This window comes from Bacteroidota bacterium (assembly GCA_016195025.1).
Classification (GTDB): domain Bacteria; phylum Bacteroidota; class Bacteroidia; order Palsa-948; family Palsa-948; genus Palsa-948.
The window spans coordinates 40,686-62,952 of record JACQAL010000068.1; the positions used below are offsets into that span (position 1 = coordinate 40,686).

The 22,267-nt window shown below is 39.9% G+C and carries 21 protein-coding genes; 8 read left to right on the forward strand and 13 right to left on the reverse strand.

All coding sequences use genetic code 11. The annotated features are described in order from the left end of the window. A complete protein-coding gene (locus tag HY063_13265; GenBank protein ID MBI3502754.1) occupies nucleotides 1-1,077 on the forward strand; it encodes a glycosyltransferase family 9 protein in 1,077 nt (358 codons plus the stop codon). Nucleotides 1,078-1,092: 15 nt separating this feature from the next. Then, nucleotides 1,093-2,211, forward strand: coding sequence for a glycosyltransferase (locus HY063_13270; protein MBI3502755.1), 1,119 nt, complete (start codon nucleotides 1,093-1,095; stop codon nucleotides 2,209-2,211). 2 nt (nucleotides 2,212-2,213) lie between these two features. Here the strand turns inward: HY063_13270 and HY063_13275 are convergent, their stop codons facing one another. Continuing rightward, nucleotides 2,214-2,858 (reverse strand): protein-L-isoaspartate(D-aspartate) O-methyltransferase, encoded by a 645-nt coding sequence (locus HY063_13275; protein MBI3502756.1) that lies wholly within the window; start codon nucleotides 2,856-2,858, stop codon nucleotides 2,214-2,216. Nucleotides 2,859-2,922: 64 nt separating this feature from the next. Here HY063_13275 and HY063_13280 point away from each other — a divergent pair, with 64 nt between their 5' ends. The 3 genes from HY063_13280 (at nucleotide 2,923) to HY063_13290 (ending at nucleotide 6,258) form a co-directional block, all read left to right on the forward strand. Next, complete coding sequence (locus HY063_13280) at nucleotides 2,923-3,909, forward strand: Gfo/Idh/MocA family oxidoreductase (GenBank protein ID MBI3502757.1); 987 nt, start codon at nucleotides 2,923-2,925, stop codon at nucleotides 3,907-3,909. 3 nt (nucleotides 3,910-3,912) lie between these two features. Continuing rightward, complete coding sequence (locus HY063_13285; GenBank protein MBI3502758.1) at nucleotides 3,913-4,752, forward strand: hypothetical protein; 840 nt, start codon at nucleotides 3,913-3,915, stop codon at nucleotides 4,750-4,752. Nucleotides 4,753-4,833: 81 nt separating this feature from the next. Further along, nucleotides 4,834-6,258 carry a sugar transferase gene (locus tag HY063_13290; protein ID MBI3502759.1) on the forward strand — a complete coding sequence of 475 codons (1,425 nt, stop codon included), beginning with the start codon at nucleotides 4,834-4,836 and terminating at the stop codon, nucleotides 6,256-6,258. Here HY063_13290 and HY063_13295 read toward each other — a convergent pair whose 3' ends face one another. The 3 genes from HY063_13295 to HY063_13305 form a co-directional block, all read right to left on the reverse strand. Continuing rightward, nucleotides 6,259-7,686, reverse strand: a complete 1,428-nt coding sequence (locus HY063_13295) for a T9SS type A sorting domain-containing protein (protein MBI3502760.1) — start codon at nucleotides 7,684-7,686, stop codon at nucleotides 6,259-6,261. An 86-nt stretch (nucleotides 7,687-7,772) separates the two neighbouring features. Continuing rightward, a complete protein-coding gene (locus HY063_13300) occupies nucleotides 7,773-8,201 on the reverse strand; it encodes a GNAT family N-acetyltransferase (GenBank protein ID MBI3502761.1) in 429 nt (142 codons plus the stop codon). A gap of 1 nt (nucleotide 8,202) precedes the next feature. Then, nucleotides 8,203-10,272 carry a tungsten formylmethanofuran dehydrogenase gene (locus HY063_13305; protein ID MBI3502762.1) on the reverse strand — a complete coding sequence of 690 codons (2,070 nt, stop codon included), beginning with the start codon at nucleotides 10,270-10,272 and terminating at the stop codon, nucleotides 8,203-8,205. A 126-nt stretch (nucleotides 10,273-10,398) separates the two neighbouring features. Here HY063_13305 and HY063_13310 point away from each other — a divergent pair, with 126 nt between their 5' ends. Further along, entirely contained in the window at nucleotides 10,399-12,471 is a 2,073-nt protein-coding gene (locus HY063_13310) for a dihydrofolate reductase (GenBank protein MBI3502763.1), read from the forward strand. A 78-nt stretch (nucleotides 12,472-12,549) separates the two neighbouring features. Here HY063_13310 and HY063_13315 read toward each other — a convergent pair whose 3' ends face one another. Then, nucleotides 12,550-13,323: an enoyl-CoA hydratase/isomerase family protein gene (locus HY063_13315; protein ID MBI3502764.1), complete on the reverse strand. Its 774-nt coding sequence runs from the start codon at nucleotides 13,321-13,323 to the stop codon at nucleotides 12,550-12,552. 3 nt (nucleotides 13,324-13,326) lie between these two features. Next, nucleotides 13,327-13,650 carry a DUF4188 domain-containing protein gene (locus HY063_13320; protein ID MBI3502765.1) on the reverse strand — a complete coding sequence of 108 codons (324 nt, stop codon included), beginning with the start codon at nucleotides 13,648-13,650 and terminating at the stop codon, nucleotides 13,327-13,329. Nucleotides 13,651-13,712: 62 nt separating this feature from the next. Between HY063_13320 and HY063_13325 the strand changes: the two genes are divergently transcribed. Then, nucleotides 13,713-14,348, forward strand: coding sequence for an endonuclease III (locus HY063_13325; protein ID MBI3502766.1), 636 nt, complete (start codon nucleotides 13,713-13,715; stop codon nucleotides 14,346-14,348). On the opposite strand, the gene paaZ is transcribed toward HY063_13325, so the two are convergent. Then, nucleotides 14,345-16,471: a phenylacetic acid degradation bifunctional protein PaaZ gene (gene paaZ / locus HY063_13330; protein MBI3502767.1), complete on the reverse strand. Its 2,127-nt coding sequence runs from the start codon at nucleotides 16,469-16,471 to the stop codon at nucleotides 14,345-14,347. The two genes, HY063_13325 and paaZ, sit on opposite strands and share 4 nt — an antisense overlap. A 72-nt stretch (nucleotides 16,472-16,543) precedes the next feature. On the opposite strand from paaZ, the gene HY063_13335 reads away from it, so the two are divergent. Beyond that, complete coding sequence (locus tag HY063_13335; protein ID MBI3502768.1) at nucleotides 16,544-17,956, forward strand: SpoIIE family protein phosphatase; 1,413 nt, start codon at nucleotides 16,544-16,546, stop codon at nucleotides 17,954-17,956. Here the strand turns inward: HY063_13335 and HY063_13340 are convergent. From HY063_13340 to HY063_13365, 6 genes are read right to left on the reverse strand one after another with little or no spacing between them, the layout of a single operon-like run. Then, on the reverse strand, nucleotides 17,953-18,411 hold the full coding sequence (locus HY063_13340) for a hypothetical protein (GenBank protein MBI3502769.1): 459 nt from the start codon (nucleotides 18,409-18,411) through the stop codon (nucleotides 17,953-17,955). The genes HY063_13335 and HY063_13340 overlap by 4 nt on opposite strands. Nucleotides 18,412-18,413: 2 nt before the next feature. Then, complete coding sequence (locus HY063_13345; GenBank protein ID MBI3502770.1) at nucleotides 18,414-19,541, reverse strand: T9SS type A sorting domain-containing protein; 1,128 nt, start codon at nucleotides 19,539-19,541, stop codon at nucleotides 18,414-18,416. After that, the gene (locus HY063_13350) at nucleotides 19,538-20,131 is read right to left on the reverse strand and encodes a transferase hexapeptide repeat family protein (protein MBI3502771.1); all 594 of its coding nucleotides are present in this window, start codon (nucleotides 20,129-20,131) and stop codon (nucleotides 19,538-19,540) included. The genes HY063_13345 and HY063_13350 overlap by 4 nt, the downstream gene beginning before the upstream one ends. Next, nucleotides 20,128-21,333: a 3-oxoadipyl-CoA thiolase gene (gene pcaF, locus HY063_13355; GenBank protein MBI3502772.1), complete on the reverse strand. Its 1,206-nt coding sequence runs from the start codon at nucleotides 21,331-21,333 to the stop codon at nucleotides 20,128-20,130. Before pcaF ends, HY063_13350 begins: the two co-directional genes overlap by 4 nt. 2 nt (nucleotides 21,334-21,335) lie before the next feature. Further along, complete coding sequence (locus HY063_13360) at nucleotides 21,336-21,764, reverse strand: hotdog fold thioesterase (GenBank protein MBI3502773.1); 429 nt, start codon at nucleotides 21,762-21,764, stop codon at nucleotides 21,336-21,338. Next, nucleotides 21,761-22,246, reverse strand: coding sequence for a methylated-DNA--[protein]-cysteine S-methyltransferase (locus tag HY063_13365; GenBank protein MBI3502774.1), 486 nt, complete (start codon nucleotides 22,244-22,246; stop codon nucleotides 21,761-21,763). The genes HY063_13360 and HY063_13365 overlap by 4 nt, the downstream gene beginning before the upstream one ends. Nucleotides 22,247-22,267: the final 21 nt, after the last annotated feature.

Consider the following 22,267-nt stretch of genomic DNA (forward strand, 5'->3'; position numbering starts at 1 on the left):
ATGGAAATAAAATTCGACTGCCTTCATTTCAAAGGAGAAATTCCCTGCCTGCCGAACAAACTGCGCAACAAAGTTTGTCCCTCTTGCGATGAATACGAAAAAATTCAGACACGGATCCTGATTATAAAATTGGGCGCAATCGGAGACGTGATGCGCTCCACTCCCCTGCTCCATCGTTTCAAAAAAGATTTTCCTTCTCCGCACATCACATGGATTACGCACACGCCTGAAATTCTTCCGCGCAATTATGTAAATGATAATTATAAATTTGATTTTGCTTCCGTTTATAAAATTGAAAATACGGAATACGATATTGCAATCAACCTTGACAAAGACAAAGAAGCGTGCATGTTGCTGAAAAATGTGAAGGCAAAAAGAAAATTTGGTTTCACATGGGAAGACAATCATGTTGCGCCTGCCACTCCTCAGGCGGAGCATAAATTAATTACCGGTGTCTTTGACAACATTTCAAAAGAGAATACGAAAAATTATCTCGAAGAGATTTTTGAAATCTGCGGCATGAAGTTCAACGGAGAAAATTATCTTCTGAATTTCGATTCCAAACTTGCAGATAAATTTCAGTATATAAAAGAAAAAGCAAAAGGAAAAAAAATAATCGGCTTGAACACCGGATGCGGCAAGCGCTGGCAAACGCGTTTATGGCCCGAAGAATACTGGCTCGAACTGATTAAAAAACTTCAGGCGGAAAATTATTTTCCTCTTTTACTAGGCGGACCCGATGAAGACGAAATGAATAAAAAATATTCTGCATCCACCGCTGCATTTTATCCCGGAACTTTTTCATTGCAGGAATTCATTGCGCTCACTTCTGTTTGCGATGCGGTGCTCACAGCCGTTTCCATGATGATGCACATTGCCATCGGGCTGAAAAAACCGCTTGTGCTCTTCAATAATATTTTTAACAGGCACGAGTTCTACCTTTATAATAACGGAGTAATCATTGAACCCGCTTCCGGCTGCGATGATTTTTACGGCAGCAAATGTTCGCGCGAACGGCACTGCATGAAAGATATTCCGGTGGAAACAGTTTTTACTGCCATCAAGAAGTTTGTCTAACCTGAAACCAGAAACTTGAAACTCGCTTACCTTTCCACTTTCTACCCTTTCCGTGGCGGCATTGCGCAGTTCAATGCTTCGTTGTATCGCGCGTTTGAAAAAAACAATTCTGTAAAAGCATTCACGTTCACGCGGCAGTATCCCGATTTTCTTTTTCCCGGAGAAACACAAATGGTAACAGAAAAAGATAAGGCGGATAAAATTCCTTCTGAAAGAATTTTAGACAGCATCAATCCTCTCTCTTATTTTACCGCTGCAAAAAAAATAAATTCATTCGCGCCTGATGTTATGCTGATGAAATACTGGCTCAGTTACATGGCGCCTTCGCTCGGCACGGTTGCAAAAAAAGTGAAGAAGAATGCAAAAGTGATTACAATTCTTGATAACGTAATTCCACACGAAAAAAAAATCTTTGACGCTGCCTTTACAAAATATTTCCTGAAACAAAACCACGGCTTCGTGGTGATGAGCGATGCAGTGAAAAATGATTTACTGAAACTTTTGCCCGGTGCAAAATATATTTTTCATCCTCATCCTTTGTACAATCATTTTGGAAATAAAGTGGATGCTACAGAGGCAAAAAGAAAACTCAACATTTCGGAAAATAAAAAAGTTATTTTATTCTTCGGCTTCATCCGCGATTATAAAGGACTGGATTTGCTGATTGAAGCCATGACCAAATTAAACGATGAATATATTTTAGTGATTGCCGGAGAGGTTTACGGCCCTTTTGAAAAATATGAAAAGCAAATTGAAAGTTTGAATAGTAAAAATGAAATTGCGCTGCATGTCCGCTACATCAGCGATGAAGAAGTGCCTTTGTTTTTTTCTTCGGCAGATGTTTGCGTGCTGCCATACAAGTCGGCAACGCAGAGCGGAATAACGTCCATTGCCTATCATTTCGATTTGCCGCTGATTGCGACTGATACCGGAGGATTAAAGGAAAGCATCCATCACAACAAAACCGGAATCATCGTTGATTCTCCCGATTCAACTTTAATTGCCGATGCAATCAAAAAATATTTTTCAGAAAACCTGAAAGAAAAATTCCGGGAAGAAATAAAATTGCTTAAGAATAATTTATCGTGGGATTCGCTGGCAAACGCAATAATTGATTTCAGCAAAAGTTTATAACGCTATTTATTTTTCTCGGTGAGCATCGGTACAAAACGAAAATATCCGTGCTCGGTTTCTTTGTACTCCGAAGCCGATATTTTTTCAATCAAAACCATTTTCTGCATATCACCTTTCCCGACAGGAATCACCAATCTTCCTCCAACTTTCAATTGTTCTTTCAGCGGTTCGGGAATATAAGGCGCGCCAGCCGTTACCAGAACTTTATCAAACGGTGCGAATGCTTCCATTCCTTTGTAGCCGTCTCCGTAAAACATTTTCGGAACGTATCCCATTCGCGCAAGAATAATTTTTGTTTTATCAAACAATTCTTTCTGCCGCTCAATGGTAAAAACTTTTGCGCCCATTTCGAGCAGCACACAGGTTTGATAACCGCTGCCGGTTCCAATCTCTAAAACTTTTTCTCCGCTTTTTATTTCGAGCAACTGCGTTTGAACAGCAACCGTGTAGGGCTGCGAAATGGTTTGTCCCGCAGCAATGGGAAATGCTTTGTCTTCGTAAGCATGTTGAATAAAAGTAGTGTTGAAAAAAAAATGGCGCGGAACTTTTCCGATTGCATTCAAAAGATTTATATCGGTAATTCCTTTTTCAGCAAGCAACTTTACCAGCCGCGCGCGCATGCCCTGATGAATGGGTTCATCTTTCAATTGATTGGGAGAAACGGGCATTCTCTTTGAATGATTATTTTTGCAGGCAAATCTACAACGATTTATGATTAAGATTGGATTGTTCGGAGTTGGGCATCTCGGGAAAATTCATTTGAAACTTCTCAGGGAGATTCCGCAGTTTCAAGTTGCAGGTTTCTTTGACGTTGATAAACAAAAGTCACAGCAGGTTCAACAGGAATATAATATCACTGCATTTAATTCGGAAGAGGAATTGATTTCAAACTGCGATGCGATTGATATTGTAACTCCCACCATTTCTCACTATGAAATTGCAACAAAGGCGCTGAAAAAATTCAAACATATTTTTATTGAGAAGCCGCTTGCAAATACGCTGGAAGAAGCAAAACAAATTGCTTCTCTTTCAAAAGAAGTAAAAGTGAAAGCGCAAGTCGGGCATGTGGAGCGTTTCAACCCGGCTTTTCTTTCGGTGCAAAAATATTTTGATAACCCTATGTTTATTGAAACGCATCGTCTTGCTCAATTCAATCCGCGCGGCACCGATGTTTCGGTTGTGCTGGATTTAATGATTCACGACATAGATATTGTGCTGAGCGTAATTAAATCGAACATAAAAAAAATTAATGCGAGCGGGGTGGCAGTGGTGAGCGATACGCCCGATATCTGCAACGCCCGAATTGAATTTGAAAATGGCGCAGTGGCAAACATAACTGCCAGCAGAATTTCCATGAAGAACATGCGCAAGAGCCGGTTTTTTCAGCGCGATGCCTACATCTCTGTGGATTTTTTAGAAAAGAAAACAGAAGTCATCCGCATGAAATCAATTTCCAAAGAACCCGATGACCCGTTTGCCATTACGATTGACTTAGCCGGAAAAGGAATGAAACAAATTTTTTTCGACAATCCAAAAGTGGAAGAAACCAATGCAATAAAAATGGAACTTGAATCGTTTGCTGATTCTATTCTTAACAACAAACCAACTGCCGTCAGCGCAGAAGACGGTTATCGCGCGCTTGAAGTCGGATATAAAATAATGGAGAAAGCAATGCTTACTACTGTTTCCACAAATTAAAAAATGAAAAACAAAATTTATTTTTTCCTCTTCTGGGTTTTATGTATTTCCTGCCACAAAGAAGTTCCCATTCCTTCCTACATTCATATAGATAAAATGAATCTTACAACATTATCCACGCAGGGAACCAATTCGCAAAAAATAGTTGACGCCTGGGTGTATGTTGACAATGACCTGATAGGTGCATTTGAAATGCCGTGCACCTTTCCTGTTTTATACAGCGGAAAACACACAGTGAAAATTTTTCCAGGCATAAAAGAAAACGGAGTTGCTGCTACACGAATTCAATATCCGTTTTATTCCGATTATGAAACCGATGTAACCTTGACAGCAGGACAAAAAACTTTTCTTACACCAACCATAACGTACTCTCCGATTGCAAATTTTCTCTGGCTCGAAGATTTTGAAGCCGCCACGCACACCTTATGCAAAAGCGATTTCTCCAATGACACAACCTATATAAAAATCACGAAAAACATATCCGAAGTTTTTGAAGGAACCGGCAGCGGGAAAGTAGAACTCACCAGCGGTGGTTATTATGGCGTGAGTTGCAGCAAATATGCAGTTGCATCCAGCGGAAATATTTTTCTTGAATTAAATTATAATTGCAACACGGAGTTTACCATTGGCATTCAGGCGTATGATTCCGGAAACAATTTATTGCTTCAAACCGGCATAGTGGCATTGCTTCCCACCACCGGATGGGACAAAGCGTATGTGAACCTTGCCACTACGCTTCGCAACGCAGGCGCTGAAAAGTTTGCTGTTTATATTGCCATGAAAAAAGATGATAACCTTTCTTCTTCCTATTTATATATAGATAACCTCAAGGTTATAGATTAGGTGTTTATTATTTGTTAATAACTTCGCAGCGCCTTATGCAATAAAAAAAATGCGAAGGCGTTTGCGCAACAATGCTTTTTCATGCGGGATAAAACTTTACAGATACTCAAACATATTGTTGCCGATTTGTTCACTGCGGGCGCAGCATGGACAGCATTTTATTTTTTCCGGAAAGTTTATATAGAAAGCGCAAAGTACCACCAGCATATTCCCATTGAGTTCGGAAAAAAATTTTATTTAGGGTTATTGATAATTCCTTTTTTCTGGTTTGCGTTGTATGCTTCCACAGGCGCTTACAAAGATGTTTATAGGAAATCACGCTTAAAGGAACTTGGGCAAACTCTTCTTATTTCTCTCATTGGTGTAATTGTAATTTTCTTTACATTAATTCTTGACGATGAAATTATAACTTATAAAACCTATTACGAATCTTTCCTGGCAATTTTTTCACTGCATTTTTTATTTACATTCTCTGTACGGTTTCTTCTTGTAAGCAACACCGTTCATAAAGTTCACAACCGGATTATTGGTTTCAATACGCTTTTAGTAGGAAGCAATGAAGAAGCATGGAAAATTTTTAACGAGATGGAAAGCCAGAAAAAATCTTCCGGAAATAAATTCATCGGGTTTGTAATGGTGGACGATAAAAACGGTTACTCTCATAAACTTCAGCAAAAAGTTTCTTGCCTTGGAAATATTAATAATATTCAATCTAGCATCCGGGAAAAAAATGTGGAAGAAGTAATCATTGCCATTGAATCATCGGAGCATGAGAGTTTGGGAAAAATCATCAGCGAACTGGAAGATACTTCCGCCAGCATAAAAATTATTCCCGACATGTACGATATTTTATCCGGGCAGGTGAAAATGGGCAACGTGCTCGGCACTCCTCTCATAGAAATCTCGAGAGAAATTATGCCCGTATGGCAGCAAACGCTCAAGCGCATGATTGATATTGTTGTTTCCGTTTTTGTGCTGGTTATTTTCAGCCCGGTATTCGCAGTGGTTTCTCTCATAGTAAAGTTCGGTTCTCCGGGAAAAATAATTTACAGCCACGAGCGAATCGGAAGGCACGGAGTTCCATTTATGATTCATAAATTCCGTTCAATGGTTGACAATGCGGAAGAAAACGGTCCGCAGCTTTCCAGCAGCAATGACCCGCGCATTACACGCTTCGGAAAATTTATGCGCAGAACCCGCCTCGATGAACTGCCGCAGTTTTACAATGTGCTGATTGGCGAAATGTCCATTGTCGGTCCGCGTCCTGAACGCCAGCATTTCATTGACCAGATTTTACAACGCGCTCCGCATTACAAACATTTGTTGAAAGTGCGCCCGGGCATCACTTCGTGGGGACAGGTGAAATACGGTTATGCGGAAAATGTTGACCAGATGACTGAGCGCCTTAAGTTCGACATTATCTATATTGAAAACATGTCGCTCGCGCTTGATTTCAAAATCCTGATTTATACTGTGATGATTATTCTGCAGGGAAGAGGAAAATAATTACTGCAGAAAAAATATTCCTGTCTTTCTCTGCTCTCCCGAAATAATTTCCAGAATATAAATTCCGGATTCAAATTTTGAAATGTCTATTTCGGATTTTCCTCTAGATATTTTTTCTTCTTTCAGGTTTCTTCCATTCAAGTCAATAATTTTTGCTGAAGCATTTTTTTCTGAATCATAAAAGAGATTTAATGTTTTATTCGAAATAAAAAAACTGAAATTAAAATCAGATGTGTTTTCTAAAATTCCATTTGCCGAAACATACTCGTGCGCACCAACATCAATCACACCTGAAATATTTCTTGGAATATTATTCGCAGGATGAGAATACTCAAGCGCTGGAGTCAAGTTGTAACCGTTGCTTGCAGTTCCGGCATTTGCTCCTGCATTAATCGCTCCAGAACCTGCAGTGAGATGATAATCGTAATTTGAAGCGTTTACAAATCCGCAGTTCGCAATAGTTGTTACAACCCAGTTTTTCATAGTGTCAATGGTGGTTGCTGAGCCGCTTAATAACGTTCCGGGTCCGGCAAAAATATTATTGTATGCTTTGTACAAATCCATTCCCGTTTGAAGCGTAATAAAAGTTCCGTTGCTTTTATCATTCACCACCGTATTATTGATGAAATAAAAATTATTGGGAGCGGGGTTTGTTAAACCTTCCAATCCGTATTCAATAATGCCTGAGTTGGTGGAGTTGGGTCCCTGCTCAATAATATTTCCCATCACGATTGCCATGCCTCCGTTGGGTAAATCCATTTCGCGGCTGGCATCGCCTGTTGCTTCATTGCTGAAACGGTTATACAAAATATAATTTACACTAGCGCGTGATTTCAATTCATGCCCTATGGAAGCAAGATGAGAATAGTTGTAACGAAAAATCAACGTGTCGCTGTGATTGATGTAAAGATTGTGCGAATAGCCATCGCCATATCCATTGTGCGCAAACTCTGTGAACTCAATTAAAATTGGAGAAGTGCTAACACCGTTGTCTAAAATGCCATCATCATTGTCGTGAAAATAACAGTTACGAATGGTAATGCCCGATGCTTCAAAGCGAATGCCCGCCCAGTTTTTGCTGTTTCCAACCACATCGTGGCAGTGGAGGAATTCAATATACTCAACCGTACAATTGTTTCCGTCAATCACAAAAATTCCTTTCTGCCCGTAAGAAGTATTGTTCGCATCAAGCGTTGCCATTCCATTCACTCCGCGGATAAGTAAATTATTTGCTGTCCATTTGCAGACATCGCCTGTGTAAGTCGCAGCGTCAATTGAAACAGTATCTCCACTCGCAACAAGCGTTGAAACCTGGCTCGGCATTGTATAAGTTTTTGCAGGACCAACGAGCCAATTGACTGCATGGCACATGTAAGAGGTCAGATGGAAGATGGAAAAAACAAAAAGCGAAAGAGTAAATTTTTTCATGATGTGAATTTTTGCCGAAGGTATGTTTCGCAAAAGAATTCTCCAAATAAAAGATTGCCAGAGTAAAGCGATTATTTGATGCCGAATTATAATCTTTTCAGAAAATGAAAACCTCTTGCAGTATATCCTTCGCGCCAGTAAAATTTATGGCCGGAGAAATTTTCCACGTACGCATCAAGCATAATTGTTTTGCAACCGTTACACTTTCCCTCTTTTTCCAGCCACTTGAAAAGTTTTTTACCGACTCCTTTCGAACGGTAATTTTTATCTATGACAACATTATCCGGCTCAATGTATTTATCGCTGTAAAGTTTTGTTGCAATCCAGAAACCGGAAATGCCAATGCATTTTTTTCCGTCAAACACACCAACCATTCTATATCCCTGCTTCAACATTTCAGGAAGTATCCGCCTGAAATCTTTTTTCTTTGCGTTTGCGCTTAATTGTTTTAGGAGAGGAAACTGAAGAAGCATTTCTTCTTTGGAAAGTTCGCGGATAATAAAATTGGAATTCATCTTAGTAATTCAGCAGTTCTTCCATCGCCTTCGCCACCTTCTCCGCATTGGGAAGCATGGCGGCTTCGAGCGTGGAGTTGAGCGGAATGGCGGGAAGATTTTCCGAGCCAATAATCCGCACAGGAGCATCGAGCGATTCAAAACATTTTTCTGCAATAAATCCCGCCAGCGCCTGCGCAAAAGAATTCTGTGGCGGTTCTTCTGTCACAACTAAACAACGTGAATGTTTCCGAACGGAATTGAAAACAGTTTCTTCATCGAGCGGAACTAAAGTTCTCAAATCAATAATTTCTATGCGATCCGGAAATTTTTTGGAAGCGTTCTTCGCCCAGTAAACGCCCATTCCGTAAGTGATAATTGTTATCGAAGATTTGCTTGCATCTTTTTCTGCAGATTGTACAATCCTCGCTTTCCCAAATGGAATAATATAATCCTCATCCGGCTCAACCGTCTTTGCATCTTCCGTTCCTTTTATTTTGCTCCAGTAAAGTCCTTTGTGTTCGAGAATCACGCAGGGATTCAGATCGTAGTAAGCAGATTTAATCAGTCCTTTCAAATCAGCGCCTGTAGATGGATACGCAACTTTTATTCCGCGAATGTTTGTTACAATACTTTCTACCGAGGAAGAATGATACGGACCACCGCTTCCGTATGCGCCAATCGGTACGCGGAGAATCATGCTTACCGGATATTTTCCATTGGTGAGATAACACGAGCGTGCAACTTCAGTGAACAATTGATTTAATCCCGGCCAGATATAATCTGCAAACTGAACTTCAACAATTGGTTTCAATCCGACCGCAGACATTCCAACGGTACTTCCAACAATAAATGCTTCCTGAATCGGAGTATTGAAAACTCTTTCATCACCAAATTTTTCTGCAAGCGTTGCTGCTTCGCGGAAAACTCCGCCTAATCTTTTTCCAACATCCTGTCCATAGAGCAAACATTCTTTATGTTTCTCCATTAATTCGCGAATCGCAAACAAAGCAGAATCCACCATCACTTTTTTTTCTTTTCCCTTAGGTTCGCGCTCGCCTTTTTCTTCGGTGATAGGAGTTGGCGCGAATGCGTGAGTGAATAAATCTTCGGGGCGCGGGTCTTCAGAATTTTTTGCACGCTTGTAATCTTCTTCCACTTTTTTCTTTACGCGTTCTTCAATTGCGTTCAGTTCATCTTTATCAAATCCTTCAATGATTAATTTATTTCTGAAGCGAGGAAACGGGTCACGGAGTTTTTGTTCTTCCAAGTCCTCGCGATACCATTCCTTACGAACTCCCGATGTGTGATGATTCAGCAGCGGAACTTTCGCGTGAATGAGAAACGGTCTTCTTTCTTTACGGATGATTTCCAAAACTTCCTGAATTGTTTTATAGGATTGAAAAAAATCTGTTCCGTCAATGCTTCGTGTCTCCAGTCCGTGAAAACCTTTTGCAAATTCAGTTGCATCCTGCGCGCGGATTTCATCCGAGTGCGCGGAAATATCCCAGTCATTATCTTGCACAAAATAAAGTATAGGAAGTTTTTTCAATACTGCCATCTGGAATGCTTCAGAAACTTCACCTTCAGTGATTGAACCGTCACCGAGAGAACAAACAACTACTCCTTTTTCTTTTTCATCCGTTGGCGGAAAAACTTTTTCTCTATACTGAATTCCCATCGCAACTCCCGTAGTGGGAATCGCCTGCATTCCTGTTGCAGAAGATTGATGCGGAATCTTCGGCATATCATCGCGATTCAAACTCGGATGAGAATAATAAGTTCTTCCTCCTGAAAAAGGATCATCGCGTTTCGCCATCAACTGCAACATTAATTCATACGGCTGCATTCCGATTCCGAGAAGAATGGAATCATCACGGTAGTAAGCCGAGAGCCAATCCTGCGGCTTCAACTGCAAGCCAAGCGCGAGTTGAACTGCTTCGTGCCCGCGCGAAGTAGCGTGAACATATTTGGAAGTGAACTGCGCGTTCTTATCATAAATCTCCGTCATCGCCTTCGCGGTGCACATCAACTCAAACGCTCGAAGAAGAATTTCTTCGGAGATTTTAATTTTGGTTTCTGTTTCACGCATAATTCTAAGCGTAAAAATAATCTATCCATTGGAACTACAAAGCATTCGTAGAATCATAAGATATTGACTTGAAAAAGTAAAAAGTCGTTCGAATTAATTTTTATTTTTGCCAACTAAAATCACTATATGAAATTATTTTCCGCTCTCACTTTAATCGTCACAATTTTTCTTTTCTCATTCAGCCAGACAAGCAAAAAGAAACATCCGAAGCCAACCACTCCGGCTGTTGCTGCCGACACTTTCAAATACAATGTCGAGCAGTTTGCCGACATACGAATTCTCCGCTACCAGGTTCCGGGCTTTGAAAAACTTTCGCTCAGGCAAAAAGAACTTCTTTATTATTTATATGAAGCCGCGCTTGCGGGAAGAGATATTTTCTGGGACCAGAATTATAAATACAATCTCACTGTGAGAAAAACTTTGGAAGCGATTGTTTCCACTTACAAGGGTGATAAAAAATCAGCCGACTGGAAAAAATTTATGGTGTATGCAAAGCGCGTATGGTTCTCGAATGGAATTCACCACCACTATGGAATGCAAAAATTTCTTCCTGAATGTTCGAAAGAATATTTTACAGAGCTGATTAAAAATTCCAGCGATATGGAGCTTCCTTTGGCGCCTCACGAAAAACTGGATGCGTTCATCGCGAAAATAATTCCCATCATTTTCGACCCGAATGTTGCCGCGAAAAAAGTCAACCTCGACACTAAATTCGATTTGGTGGAATCCTCGGCAACAAATTTTTACGAAGGCGTGAATGAAAAAGAAGTTACCGAGTTTTACAAATCAATGAACAAGCCCGATGATAAAACTCCTGTTTCCTACGGGCTGAATTCAAAAGTTACAAAAGTGGATGGAAAAGTGGTGGAGAAAGTTTGGAAAGTGGGTGGAATGTATTCGGGCGCGCTCGATAAAATTGTTTACTGGCTGGAAAAAGCAAGCGCCATAGCGGAAAATGACGCGCAGAAAAAAGCACTCACACTTCTCATCGAGTTTTATAAAACAGGCGACTTGAAAAAATTTGACGAGTATTCCATCGCGTGGGTTCACGATACGGAATCGGCAATTGATGTGGTGAATGGTTTCATTGAAGTGTATGGCGACCCGCTGGGAAGAAAAGGAAGTTTTGAATCCGTTGTGTCGGTAAAAGATTTTGAAGCGAGCAAACGCATTGCGGCAATTGGCGGACAGGCACAGTGGTTCGAAGATAATTCTCCGTTGAAGCCGGAACATAAAAAGAAAAACGTAAAAGGAATTTCCGCGAAAGTAATTCTCACGGTGGTTGAATCGGGGGAATCGGCTCCCACTACTCCGATTGGAATTAATCTTCCGAACGCAAACTGGATTCGCCAGCAGCACGGAAGCAAATCGGTGAACCTTGGAAATATTGTTTACGCATACGAAAAAGCAAAATCTCCTTCGCTGCTCGATGAGTTTTACATTAATCCCGAAATGAACAAGCGCGTGAAAGAATTTGGCGCGCTGGGTGGAGCGCTTCACACCGATATGCACGAAGTGATTGGTCACGCCTCTGGACAAATTAATCCGGGCGTTGGCGACCCGAGCGAAACGCTGAAAAATTATGCGAACGCTCTCGAAGAAGGGCGCGCGGATTTAGTTGCGCTCTATTATATTCTCGACAAAAAATTAATTGAGATTGGCGTGATGCCTTCGCTTGAAGTCGGAAAAGCGGAATACGATAATTATATCACGAACGGTTTGCTCGTGCAGCTCGCGCGGTTGAAATTAGGCGACAACATTGAAGAAGCGCATATGCGCAACCGGCAGATGATTGCCGCGTGGTGCTATGAAAAAGGAAAAAAAGATAATGTGATTGAACGGAAAAAATCTCCCGAAGGAAAAACTTATTTTGTGATTAACGATTACGAAAAACTCCGCACGCTCTTCGGGGAATTATTGAAAGAAGTGCAGCGCATAAAATCGGAAGGCGATTACAACGCTGGAAAAACTCTCATAGAGAATTACGGAGTGAAAGTGGATGCCGAACTTCACAAAGAAGTCCTTGACCGCTACAACAAAGTTGGAATTGCACCTTATGCGGGTTTCATCCAGCCGAAATTAATTCCAGTGATGAGCGGAGATAAAATCACCGATGTGAAAATTGAATATCCTTCTGACTTTGTACAGCAAATGCTGGAGTATGGGAAAAAATATTCACTACTGGCGGTGGTGAATTAGTATTTTTTAATCTTCGAAAAACGAAACGATACGAAAAATACGAAACAACTGCCATTCTTCTCTTTCGTATTTTTCGTACTAATTCGCTTTTCGAGGATTTGCTTTGAACTTCTCAATATACTTTTTCGTAAAGTCCGAAAGAACCAAACGCCCGCTCATTTCCGCGCGCTCGATGAGGAGTGTATCCCAGTTTTCTGTTCCTTCCCACATAACTTTTTTCAGTTGAGCCATTGCTTCAGGACTGCTTTGCGAAAGTTTTTCCGCGAGAGATTGAACCGCATTATCTAATTCAGCAACGGAAGAAAAAATATCCGCATACAATCCTTTTTCACGAGCCCAGTTTGCATCTTTCCATTCGGTGGGATTTATTGTGAGCGCAGTGAAAGCCGATGTTCCAACTTTTCTTTCCACTGCAGGACCAACTACAAACGGGCCAATTCCTAAAGCGAGTTCGCTTAAACGAATAGAAGCGTCTTTCACCGCTAACGTATAATCTCCAGCAGAAGCAAGCCCCACTCCACCTCCAACAGCTTTTCCGTGCACGCGGACAATTACAAACTTTGGAACTTTGCGGATGGCGTTAATCACAAAAGAAAATCCGGAAAAGAATTTTTTCCCTTCTTCAAAATTCTTGATTGTCATGAGTTCGTCAAATGAAGCTCCTGCACAAAAAGATTTTTCTCCTTCGCTTTGCAAGATAATAACTTTTGCTTCTGAATTATTTCCTGCGGAAGTAATTTCATATGCCAGTTTTCTAAGAATTGCTCCAGACAGAGAATTGCTTTGCGGATGAAAAAAAGAAATCGTTGCGATTCCGTTTTCAATTTTTGATTCTGCTTTTCCGTTCTCCATAAATTATTTTTCAAAAAGTTTTGAATGTTCCACTTTGCAAATCTGGCTTAAATATCTTTTATACCATTTGCTCACTTGCGCTTTGGCAGTTAAGTGCGTGGAGTTTATTCTCCAGTTATTTATCGCTTCCATATTTTCCCAGTAAGAAATAAAAATACTTTGATTATCCTTCTTCACATTTTCCCATCCTAAAAATCCAATTTGTGTTTGCGCAAGCTCCATTAGCTTATTGTCCATTTCATAGTAGCCAGTTAAATCTTCTTCTTTGGTAGAAATAAAAATCACTGCGTAATAATCTTTTTCAGGAGGAGCGCCTTTGAGCCACATAAATTTTTTTCAGGAGATAAAATTATCAATTTATCTTTGAAGCCATTTTAAAAAAATATACAATGAAAATTAACTGGCACGAAGCGGTTCAGCCGCTCATTAAAAAATACAAAGGCAAAAAACATCCGCTCGATTACAAAAATTTGTATCAACTGGTGGTGATGGTGATTCTATCCGCGCAGGATTCTGACCGGCATATAAATCAGGTTGCGATTCCGCTCTTCGAAGCATTTCTAGATATACCTTCGCTGGCGAGAGCTGATGAGCAAATGCTTCATAAATATATTTCAGGCGTTAGAAATTTTGGAAACAAAACCAAGTGGCTGATGAATCTTGCAAAGACAGTAAAAGAAGACAAAAATATTCCTCTGACAATGGATGGATTGACAGCACTCACAGGCATCGGAAGAAAATCCGCAAACGTAATTATGCGCGAGACAGGAAAGAAAGCCGAAGGCGTGATTGTGGATTTACACGTTGTAAGAGTTGCACCGCGTTTAGGAATCGCTACTGGCACTGATCCGAAGAAAATTGAAAAGCAAATTATGGAAACACTTCCTGAAAAAGATTGGAGAGAAATTGGAATGGCGATTTCATTTTTAGGAAGAGAAATTTGCAGACCGACAAATCCGAAACACGAAGAGTGTGTGATGAAAGAAGTGTGCGGGTATTACAAAGAAGTGAAAAAGAAAAGTTAATTCTGATTTTTCTTTTTTACCATCGTAAGAATGGTTGCAATGCCTACAGTATCTCCCATGGTTAAATCCACTTCATATTTTTTTCTGATTTCTTCTGAACTTGCATCGTAAATATCCACAACCCATTTTACAATTCCAACTTTTACATCTTCACCGTTAGCGGCTTTCAATCCTTTGTCATTTTCTATTTTTTCTTTGCAGGTAAAACGAACTCCGATTGTCATTCCCGGATAAATTGGTTTTGTAAAACGGCATTCATCCAAACCATAATTAAGAAGAACAGGTCCTTTCGGAGGATCAACAAATAACCCCGCTGCACGCGACAAAATAAAATATCCGTGAGCAACCGTGCGTTTGAAAATTGTTCCTTCTAAAGAATCAGGTTCAAGATGCGCGTAAAATTTATCCCCGCTCAGTTCAGCGAAGTTGATGATGTCATCTTCGGAAACAGTGTGAGTTTTTGTAATTAAAGTTTCACCCACTTGCAACTCTTCAAAATATTTTCTGAACGGATGAACATCCGTATGAATATATTTTCCGCCAATCTGATATTGATTCGTGATGTTTGTAATCGTAGTTGGCGAACCTTGAATGGCGGTGCGCTGCAAATAATGAAACACTCCGCGCTTGCCACCCATTTCTTCTCCTCCGCCCGCTCTCCCTGGACCACCATGAACCAACATCGGCATAGGAGAACCGTGGCCCGTACTTTCTTTTGCGCAATCGGAATTGAGAATTAAAATTCTTCCGTGCATCGATGCAGAACCAAGCACATATTGCTTGGCTATTTTATCATCACCAGTAATAATTGAACTCACAAGTGAACCTTTCCCCATTTTCGCTAACTGAATTGCTTCGTCAATATTTTTGTAAGGCATTAAAGTTGAAACCGGACCGAATGCTTCCACATTGTGGCAATCAATATTTTTAAATGGATTTTCATTCAGGAAAATTATCGGAGGCATGAACGCGCCTTTGTTTTTATCTGCGCCTTTCACTTCAAACTTTTCAAAATCGCCAATAATTATTTTTTGCGACTTGGAAAGTTGTTCAACTTTTTCTTTAACTTCTTTTAACTGAGTCATTCCCGCGAGTGAACCCATGCGAACTCCTTCCACGTTCGGATCGCCAATGATATTTGATGCTAATCTTTTTCCTAAAGCAGTTCTAACTTCTTCCACACGATTTTCAGGAACTATAATTCTTCTTATTGCTGTACATTTTTGTCCTGCTTTGGTTGTGATTTCTCTTACAACTTCTTTTATGAAAATATCAAACTCGGGTTTGTCCGGAGAAACATCAGAACCAAGTACACAGCAGTTCAACGAATCGGCTTCCATATTAAAGTGAACAGATTCTTCAATCAATCTTTTATTGCTCTTCAGCATTTTTCCTGTTGATGCGCTTCCTGTAAAAGTCACTACATCCTGATTCATTGTATAGTCAAGAATTCCGTTTGCACTTCCGCAAATTAATTGCAGTGCGCCTTCGGGAAGAATTTTGCTCGCGATAATTTCTTTTACTACTGCTTCAGTGAGAAAAGAAGTTATCGTTGCGGGTTTCACAATGGCGGGAACGCCCGCAAACCAATTCACCGCAACTTTTTCGAGCATTCCCCATACGGGAAAATTAAATGCGTTGATGTGAATGGCAACGCCTTCTTTCGGAACACAGATGTGATGTCCGATGAAAGTATTTTGATTTGAAAGTTTTGCTACATCGCCTTCCACACAAAAAGTTTCATTGGGAAATTGCCTGCGCAAAGATGAATACGCAAAAAGATTTCCGATTCCTCCTTCAATGTCTACCCAAGAATCAATTTTTGTTGCACCCGTTGCCCAGGAAATTTTGTAGAACAAATCTTTTTTCTCCATCAAATGCATCGCAAGCGCTTTCAACATTAATCCCCGCTCGTGAAAAGTTAGTGTGCGGAGTTTCGGTCCGCCAACAGTTCGTGCATACTCGCACATCTTCGCAAAGTCAAGCCCTTTTGAAGAAGCTGTTGCGATTTCTTCTCCCGTAATGGCGTTGTATAAAACTTGTCCTTCGCCTTCACCGGAAATAAATTTTCCGAGGGCGTAGTTTTCTAATTTACGGAGAGAAATTTTTGCAGCGGTAGTCATAGGAATATTTTTAGAATTCCAAAGGTAAAAAATCCTTCTTATGAATTTGTCTTTTTCTACCTTTATACTCTGATGAATCCTTTCAAAAAATTCAAAAACTACTTTATCGGCAGTGCACTTGCTAACACAGATGATGTTTTTGAAAAGGCGCGAATTGAATTAATGTTTGATTATTCAGTTTTTCTTCTTGTGATGGGATGTATGTTCACAGGCAGTGTAATTGCCAATCATAATACATGGGAAATTTATCTCACTACTTGTTTCGCTATTCCTTCTATCACCAGTTTGTTATTTATTCTCAAGAAAACAAAAAATGTGAAATATGCAGGATACCTGTTTGTGTTCATGCAAATAGTAATGCACATTGCAAACGGATATATAAATAAATATGAACCAAGAATAGATGGCATACTCTGGTCTATCACTTCTATAATTCTTGTGTTTTTTGTTCTTGGAAAAAAGTGGGGATTGGGAATTACAATTTTTATTATTCTTCAATATTCCCTTGGAGCGATAAACGCCAGTACCGGATATAAAATTTTTAACTACACAATTCCACCGGAGCAGTTTTTGAAGGAAAGTTATTTTGCGACTCTTATTCCTTTCGCCCTCATCGTTTACGGATTAACACAGATATTAAATACAAGAACAGGCGCAGAAAAACAAATTCAAGAACAAAAAAATAAATTGGAGGCAAGCCACAAAGAACTTCAATTAAAAAATAAAGATATTACTGATTCAATTAACTATGCAAAAAAAATTCAACATGCTGTTTTACCAAATGAAGAAACAATTTACCGAAGCATCCCTCTTTCGTTTATTTTATATAAGCCGCGTGATATTGTAAGCGGAGATTTCTTTTGGTTTTATGAAATTAACCGAGATAATTATATTATTGTATGTGCCGATTGCACAGGCCACGGAGTGCCGGGCGCGATGATGACAGTTATTGGAAGCAGTTTGCTCAATCAGACAATCGTTGATAATAAAATAACACAGCCATCGCAAATTCTTTTGGTGCTCGATAATTTCATCAACATTACTTTGAAACAGCAGAAAGAACACGAGCATTCTGTTCAGGACGGAATGGATTTATCTTTGCTGAAAGTGGATAAGGCAAAAAAGGAATTCACTTTTACTTCTGCCAAACGTCCGGCTGTTTTCATTCGCAACAAAGAAATGACTGAACTAAAAGGAAGCAAACATACACTCGGTGGAATGATAACGGGGTGCAAAGTATTTAACGAAGTGAAAATGGATTACCGCGAAGATGACATCATTTATTTTTATACCGATGGTTTCACCGACCAGTTTGGCGGACCCAAAGGGAAAAAGTTTTCTTCGAAGCAACTAAAAGAAACTTTTCTGAACATTCACAAACAACAAATGACAGAGCAGAAAAATAAACTTTCTTCTATTTTAGAAAACTGGAAAGGAAACCTGGAACAGGTGGATGATATTCAGGTAATAGGAATCAGGTTTTAATATTCTGATAACCCGAATTGCTTTGCGTGATGCTGAAAATGTTTATGAAGCAAGTGAACCCATTGCTCAAAATTAAATTTACCCGCGAAAGGATTTATTGTAGTGCGCTGTGAATCTTCAAACATGGAAAAAAATTCATTCAACTCCGTTTCAAATTCTTTTATTGAATTTTCCATAGACAAATTACGGACTGGATTCGGTTGAACCGGGAGAAGATGATTGGTCGTATTCTCGCGGAAAGGTTTATCGCCGAGAAAAAACTTGCGGGCTTTTTCTGTGAGTTCTTCCGTTAATTCTTTTTTCTGATATTCTTTTCCCGTTGCCACGCGCGTGGAATCTGTGAGATGTTCCACCATTTGCTGTGCGTTCATCTTTCCCCATTTCCCTTTTGCTGTCGGTTCAAGCGAGCGCAAGTGATTGGGGAAATTTTTCATATATAAAATATTTTCCTGCATGATTACTCCTTTACTATTTTATGAATTGAAATTCCATTTTCAGTTTTTACTTTCAGTAAATAAATTCCTTTACTACTACGAATTATGAATGAGTTCGAATTACGAATAGGTTCAATTAATATTTCTTTTCCATAAATATCAAACAACCTTACCTCCGTAATTCGTAATTCGGAAGGATTTGTAATTCGCAGAGAAAAAAAATCCGATGATGGATTAGGATATACAATTATCTCTTCCGAAAAATAATTCTCCTCCACTCCATTCGCTCCGCATTGCAAACTATGCTTTCGAAAAAAATTCCAGATTTCTCCGCTTGCATTGATGTCTTCATTTGTATTTCCTAAACTCGGAACTGGAACTCCGCCCGGCCAGGTGTGCCCGCCATTCGTAATCTTGAAAAATACAACTTCAGAATTATTTTGCCCGGGGCTGTAAACATATTTTGTAACGGTGCAGTTATCCGCAGGATTTATGTCAGGAACATTTGTAACAAAGGGAGTTTGCGGACAAGCATCTTTTCCCACCCATATTTTTATTGTTGAATCCACAGAAACATATCCGGGAGACATGCCATTGTAATTAACAATACCATCAGCTGTGCCATGAAAATACATCAGGGGAATGGGACAAATGCTCTGGCAAAATATTCTTGTACTATCAGACATCAATCCGGAAACCGGAGCGATGGCTGCAATTTTATTTTCCAGTTCGCATGCAAGTCGAAAACTCATGAATCCTCCATTCGAAAGTCCGCAGGAATAAACTTTTGTGGAGTCAACGCTGAAATTTTTCTTCATCGTGTCAATCATCATGGAAAGAAACCCGACATCATCCACAGACGGATTTGTTCCGAATCCTGCGTTCCACGCCTTGTTCACTCCATCGGGGTAAACCACAATAAATTTTCCTGTATCCGCTACTGCGTCCATTTGCGAATATACTTCCTGCTGCGAAGCATTGGAAGTATAGCCGTGCATATTAATTATCATCGGGTATTTTATGCTCGAAGTATATCCGGTTGGAAGATGAACAATATAACTGCGAAGAATACTTTGATAGGTAAAGCTGTAAGTTTGGCTAAAACAGTGCAGCGAAAACAGTAAAATGATAAAAAGAAAAAACTTTTTCATGATTTTGTTTTCTTCCATGTATTATAATTGGATTTCTGTTTTTCTTTTTTAGCAGTAGCTTCTCTTAAAGGTTTTGCTTCTTTCATCTGCGCAAGGCAATCTTCTGTTAACTGCTGATAAATTTTTGTTCCTTCTGTTTTCCATTCCAGCATTTCATCCGAAACATCTTTTATAATTTTTGCCGGATTGCCGATTACAAGTTTTCTCTCTGGGATTTTCATTCCATCTGTAACGAGCGAGAGTGCACCAATGATACAGTCATTACCAATCTCCACATTGTCCATTATTACCGAATTCATTGCGACTAAAACATTTTTTCCAATCTGCGCTCCGTGAATAATTGCTCCATGACCGATGTGCGCGCCTTTTTGTAAACGCACCGTCACACCAGGAAACATGTGAATGATACAGTTCTCCTGCACATTGCAGCCGTCTTCAATAATTATTTCCCCGAAATCCCCGCGAATGGCAGAACCTGAACCGATAAAAACATTTTTGCCGATGGTCACATTCCCAGTCACCGAAGCAAGCGGATGAACAAAAGAAGATTTATGAATGACTGGAATATATTTTTTGAATTTGTAGATCATACTTTCTCAATCACAACTGCGTAACCCTGCCCTACTCCGATGCACATAGTAACCAGCGCATACTTTTTATTTTGCTCGTGCAATTCAATCGCAGCAGAGTTCAGAATTCTTGCTCCGCTCATTCCGAGAGGATGTCCGAGAGCAATTGCGCCACCATTCGGATTTATTCTTGAATCGTTATCTGCCAATCCCCACGAACGTGTGCAGGCAAGTGACTGAGCAGAAAAAGCTTCGTTGAGTTCAATGATATCAATGTCTTTCCATGTCAGTCCTGCCTTTTTCAGAGCGCGATTGCTTGCTTCCACCGGACCAATTCCCATAATGCGTGGTTCAACACCGATAACTCCGGAAGAAACAATTCTTGCTTTCGGTTTGAGATTATATTTTTTGATCGCATCTTCAGAAGCCAGAAGAATTGCGCAGGCACCATCGTTCAGTCCGGAAGAATTTCCTGCAGTCACTGAGCCGTCTTTTCTGAAAGCGGGTTTGAGTTTGGAAAGAATTTCCATCGAAGTATCGGGTTTGATGAATTCATCGTTCTCAAATAATTTCACTTCTCCTTTCTTCTGAGGAATCTCAACTCCCATAATTTCTTTTTTGAATCTTCCTTTCTTTTGAGCAGCGGTTGCCTTCTGATGAGACCAAAGAGCGAACTTGTCCTGATCTTCACGGGAGATTTTATCACGCTCTACTAAATTTTCTGCGGTCTCTCCCATTCCATCTGTACCATATTTTTCTTTCATCTTCGGATTAATGAACCTCCATCCGAAACTTGAATCGAACATTTGCGCGTCTCTTCCGAAAGGCGTAGAAGTTTTTGAAATCACCCATGGAGCACGCGTCATATTTTCAACTCCGCCAGTAATTACTAAATCCATATCGCCAACCATAATTGCTCGTGCGCCAGAAATGCTTGCCGATAATCCTGAAGCGCATAAACGATTTACGGTTTCTCCCGGAACAGAATAAGGAAGTCCGGCAAGAAGCAAACTCATACGCGCAACATTACGGTTATCTTCTCCTGCCTGATTTGCACAACCTAGAATTACATCTCCAATCTCCTTCGGATCAATGGAAGAATTTCTTTTCAGAAGTTCTTTCAAAACGATTGCTCCCAAATCATCGGGACGAACAACAGAAAGTGTTCCTCCGAAATTTCCTATGGGAGTTCTTATTCCGTCTATGATATAAGCACTTTTCATAATTATTTATTTTCAGGAAACCATTCTTTGCTTGTGCGATAAACTGTTCCTTTGAAGAATGCCACACTTTCGTTCTTCTGATTTTTAACGTCAATCAAATAGGTTCCGGTTTTAGCAGTGAGAGAAAGTTGTTTCGCTTCGCAGGTGAGCACATCACCTTCTTTCACCGCGACTGGAAAAGAAATAGAACAATCCAGCGCAACGCTTAACCGTCCATGTGCGTTGGAAGCAAATGCAAGAGCGCTGTCAGCAAATGAAAAAGTAATTCCACCGTGCGTACTGCTAAAACCGTTCAGCATTTCTTTTCTGATTTTCATTTTCAAAATGCAATGACCTTGATCAATTAATACACGCTCAATACCCAACCACTGGCTGAACCAGTCGTTGTCGTACATTTTATCTACAATTCTATTTGCTAAATCTTTACTCATGCAAAAAGTTCTTGTTGAATTAATACGCCTTCGTGTTCTAATAAAAATTTCTTTTTATCCAATCCTCCGCCATAGCCAACTAAATCTCCATTCGAACCAATCACACGGTGACAAGGAACAATAATTGAAACAGGATTTCTTCCGTTCGCAGTTCCCGCTGCGCGAATACATTTCTTATCTCCGAGATTAATTGCGAGTTGCAAATAAGAAATTGTTTTTCCAAAAGGAATGTTCAGCAGTTCATTCCAGACTCTTTTCTGAAAATCAGTTCCTATCAGATCTAGCGAAACGGAAAATGTTTTTCTTTCTTTATTAAAGTAATCGTGAAGTTGTTTCAGGCATTCTGTCGTATGCTCATTGTTCTTGCTTTGTCCAACGCGTTTCTTCACAAACAAAATGGAAGTAACTCCTGTATCATTCGCCATGATCTCCATAAGTCCCGCAGGAGATTCATAATAGGTTTTATAGAGAGTATTTTCCATTGTCCAAATGTAGCAATTACA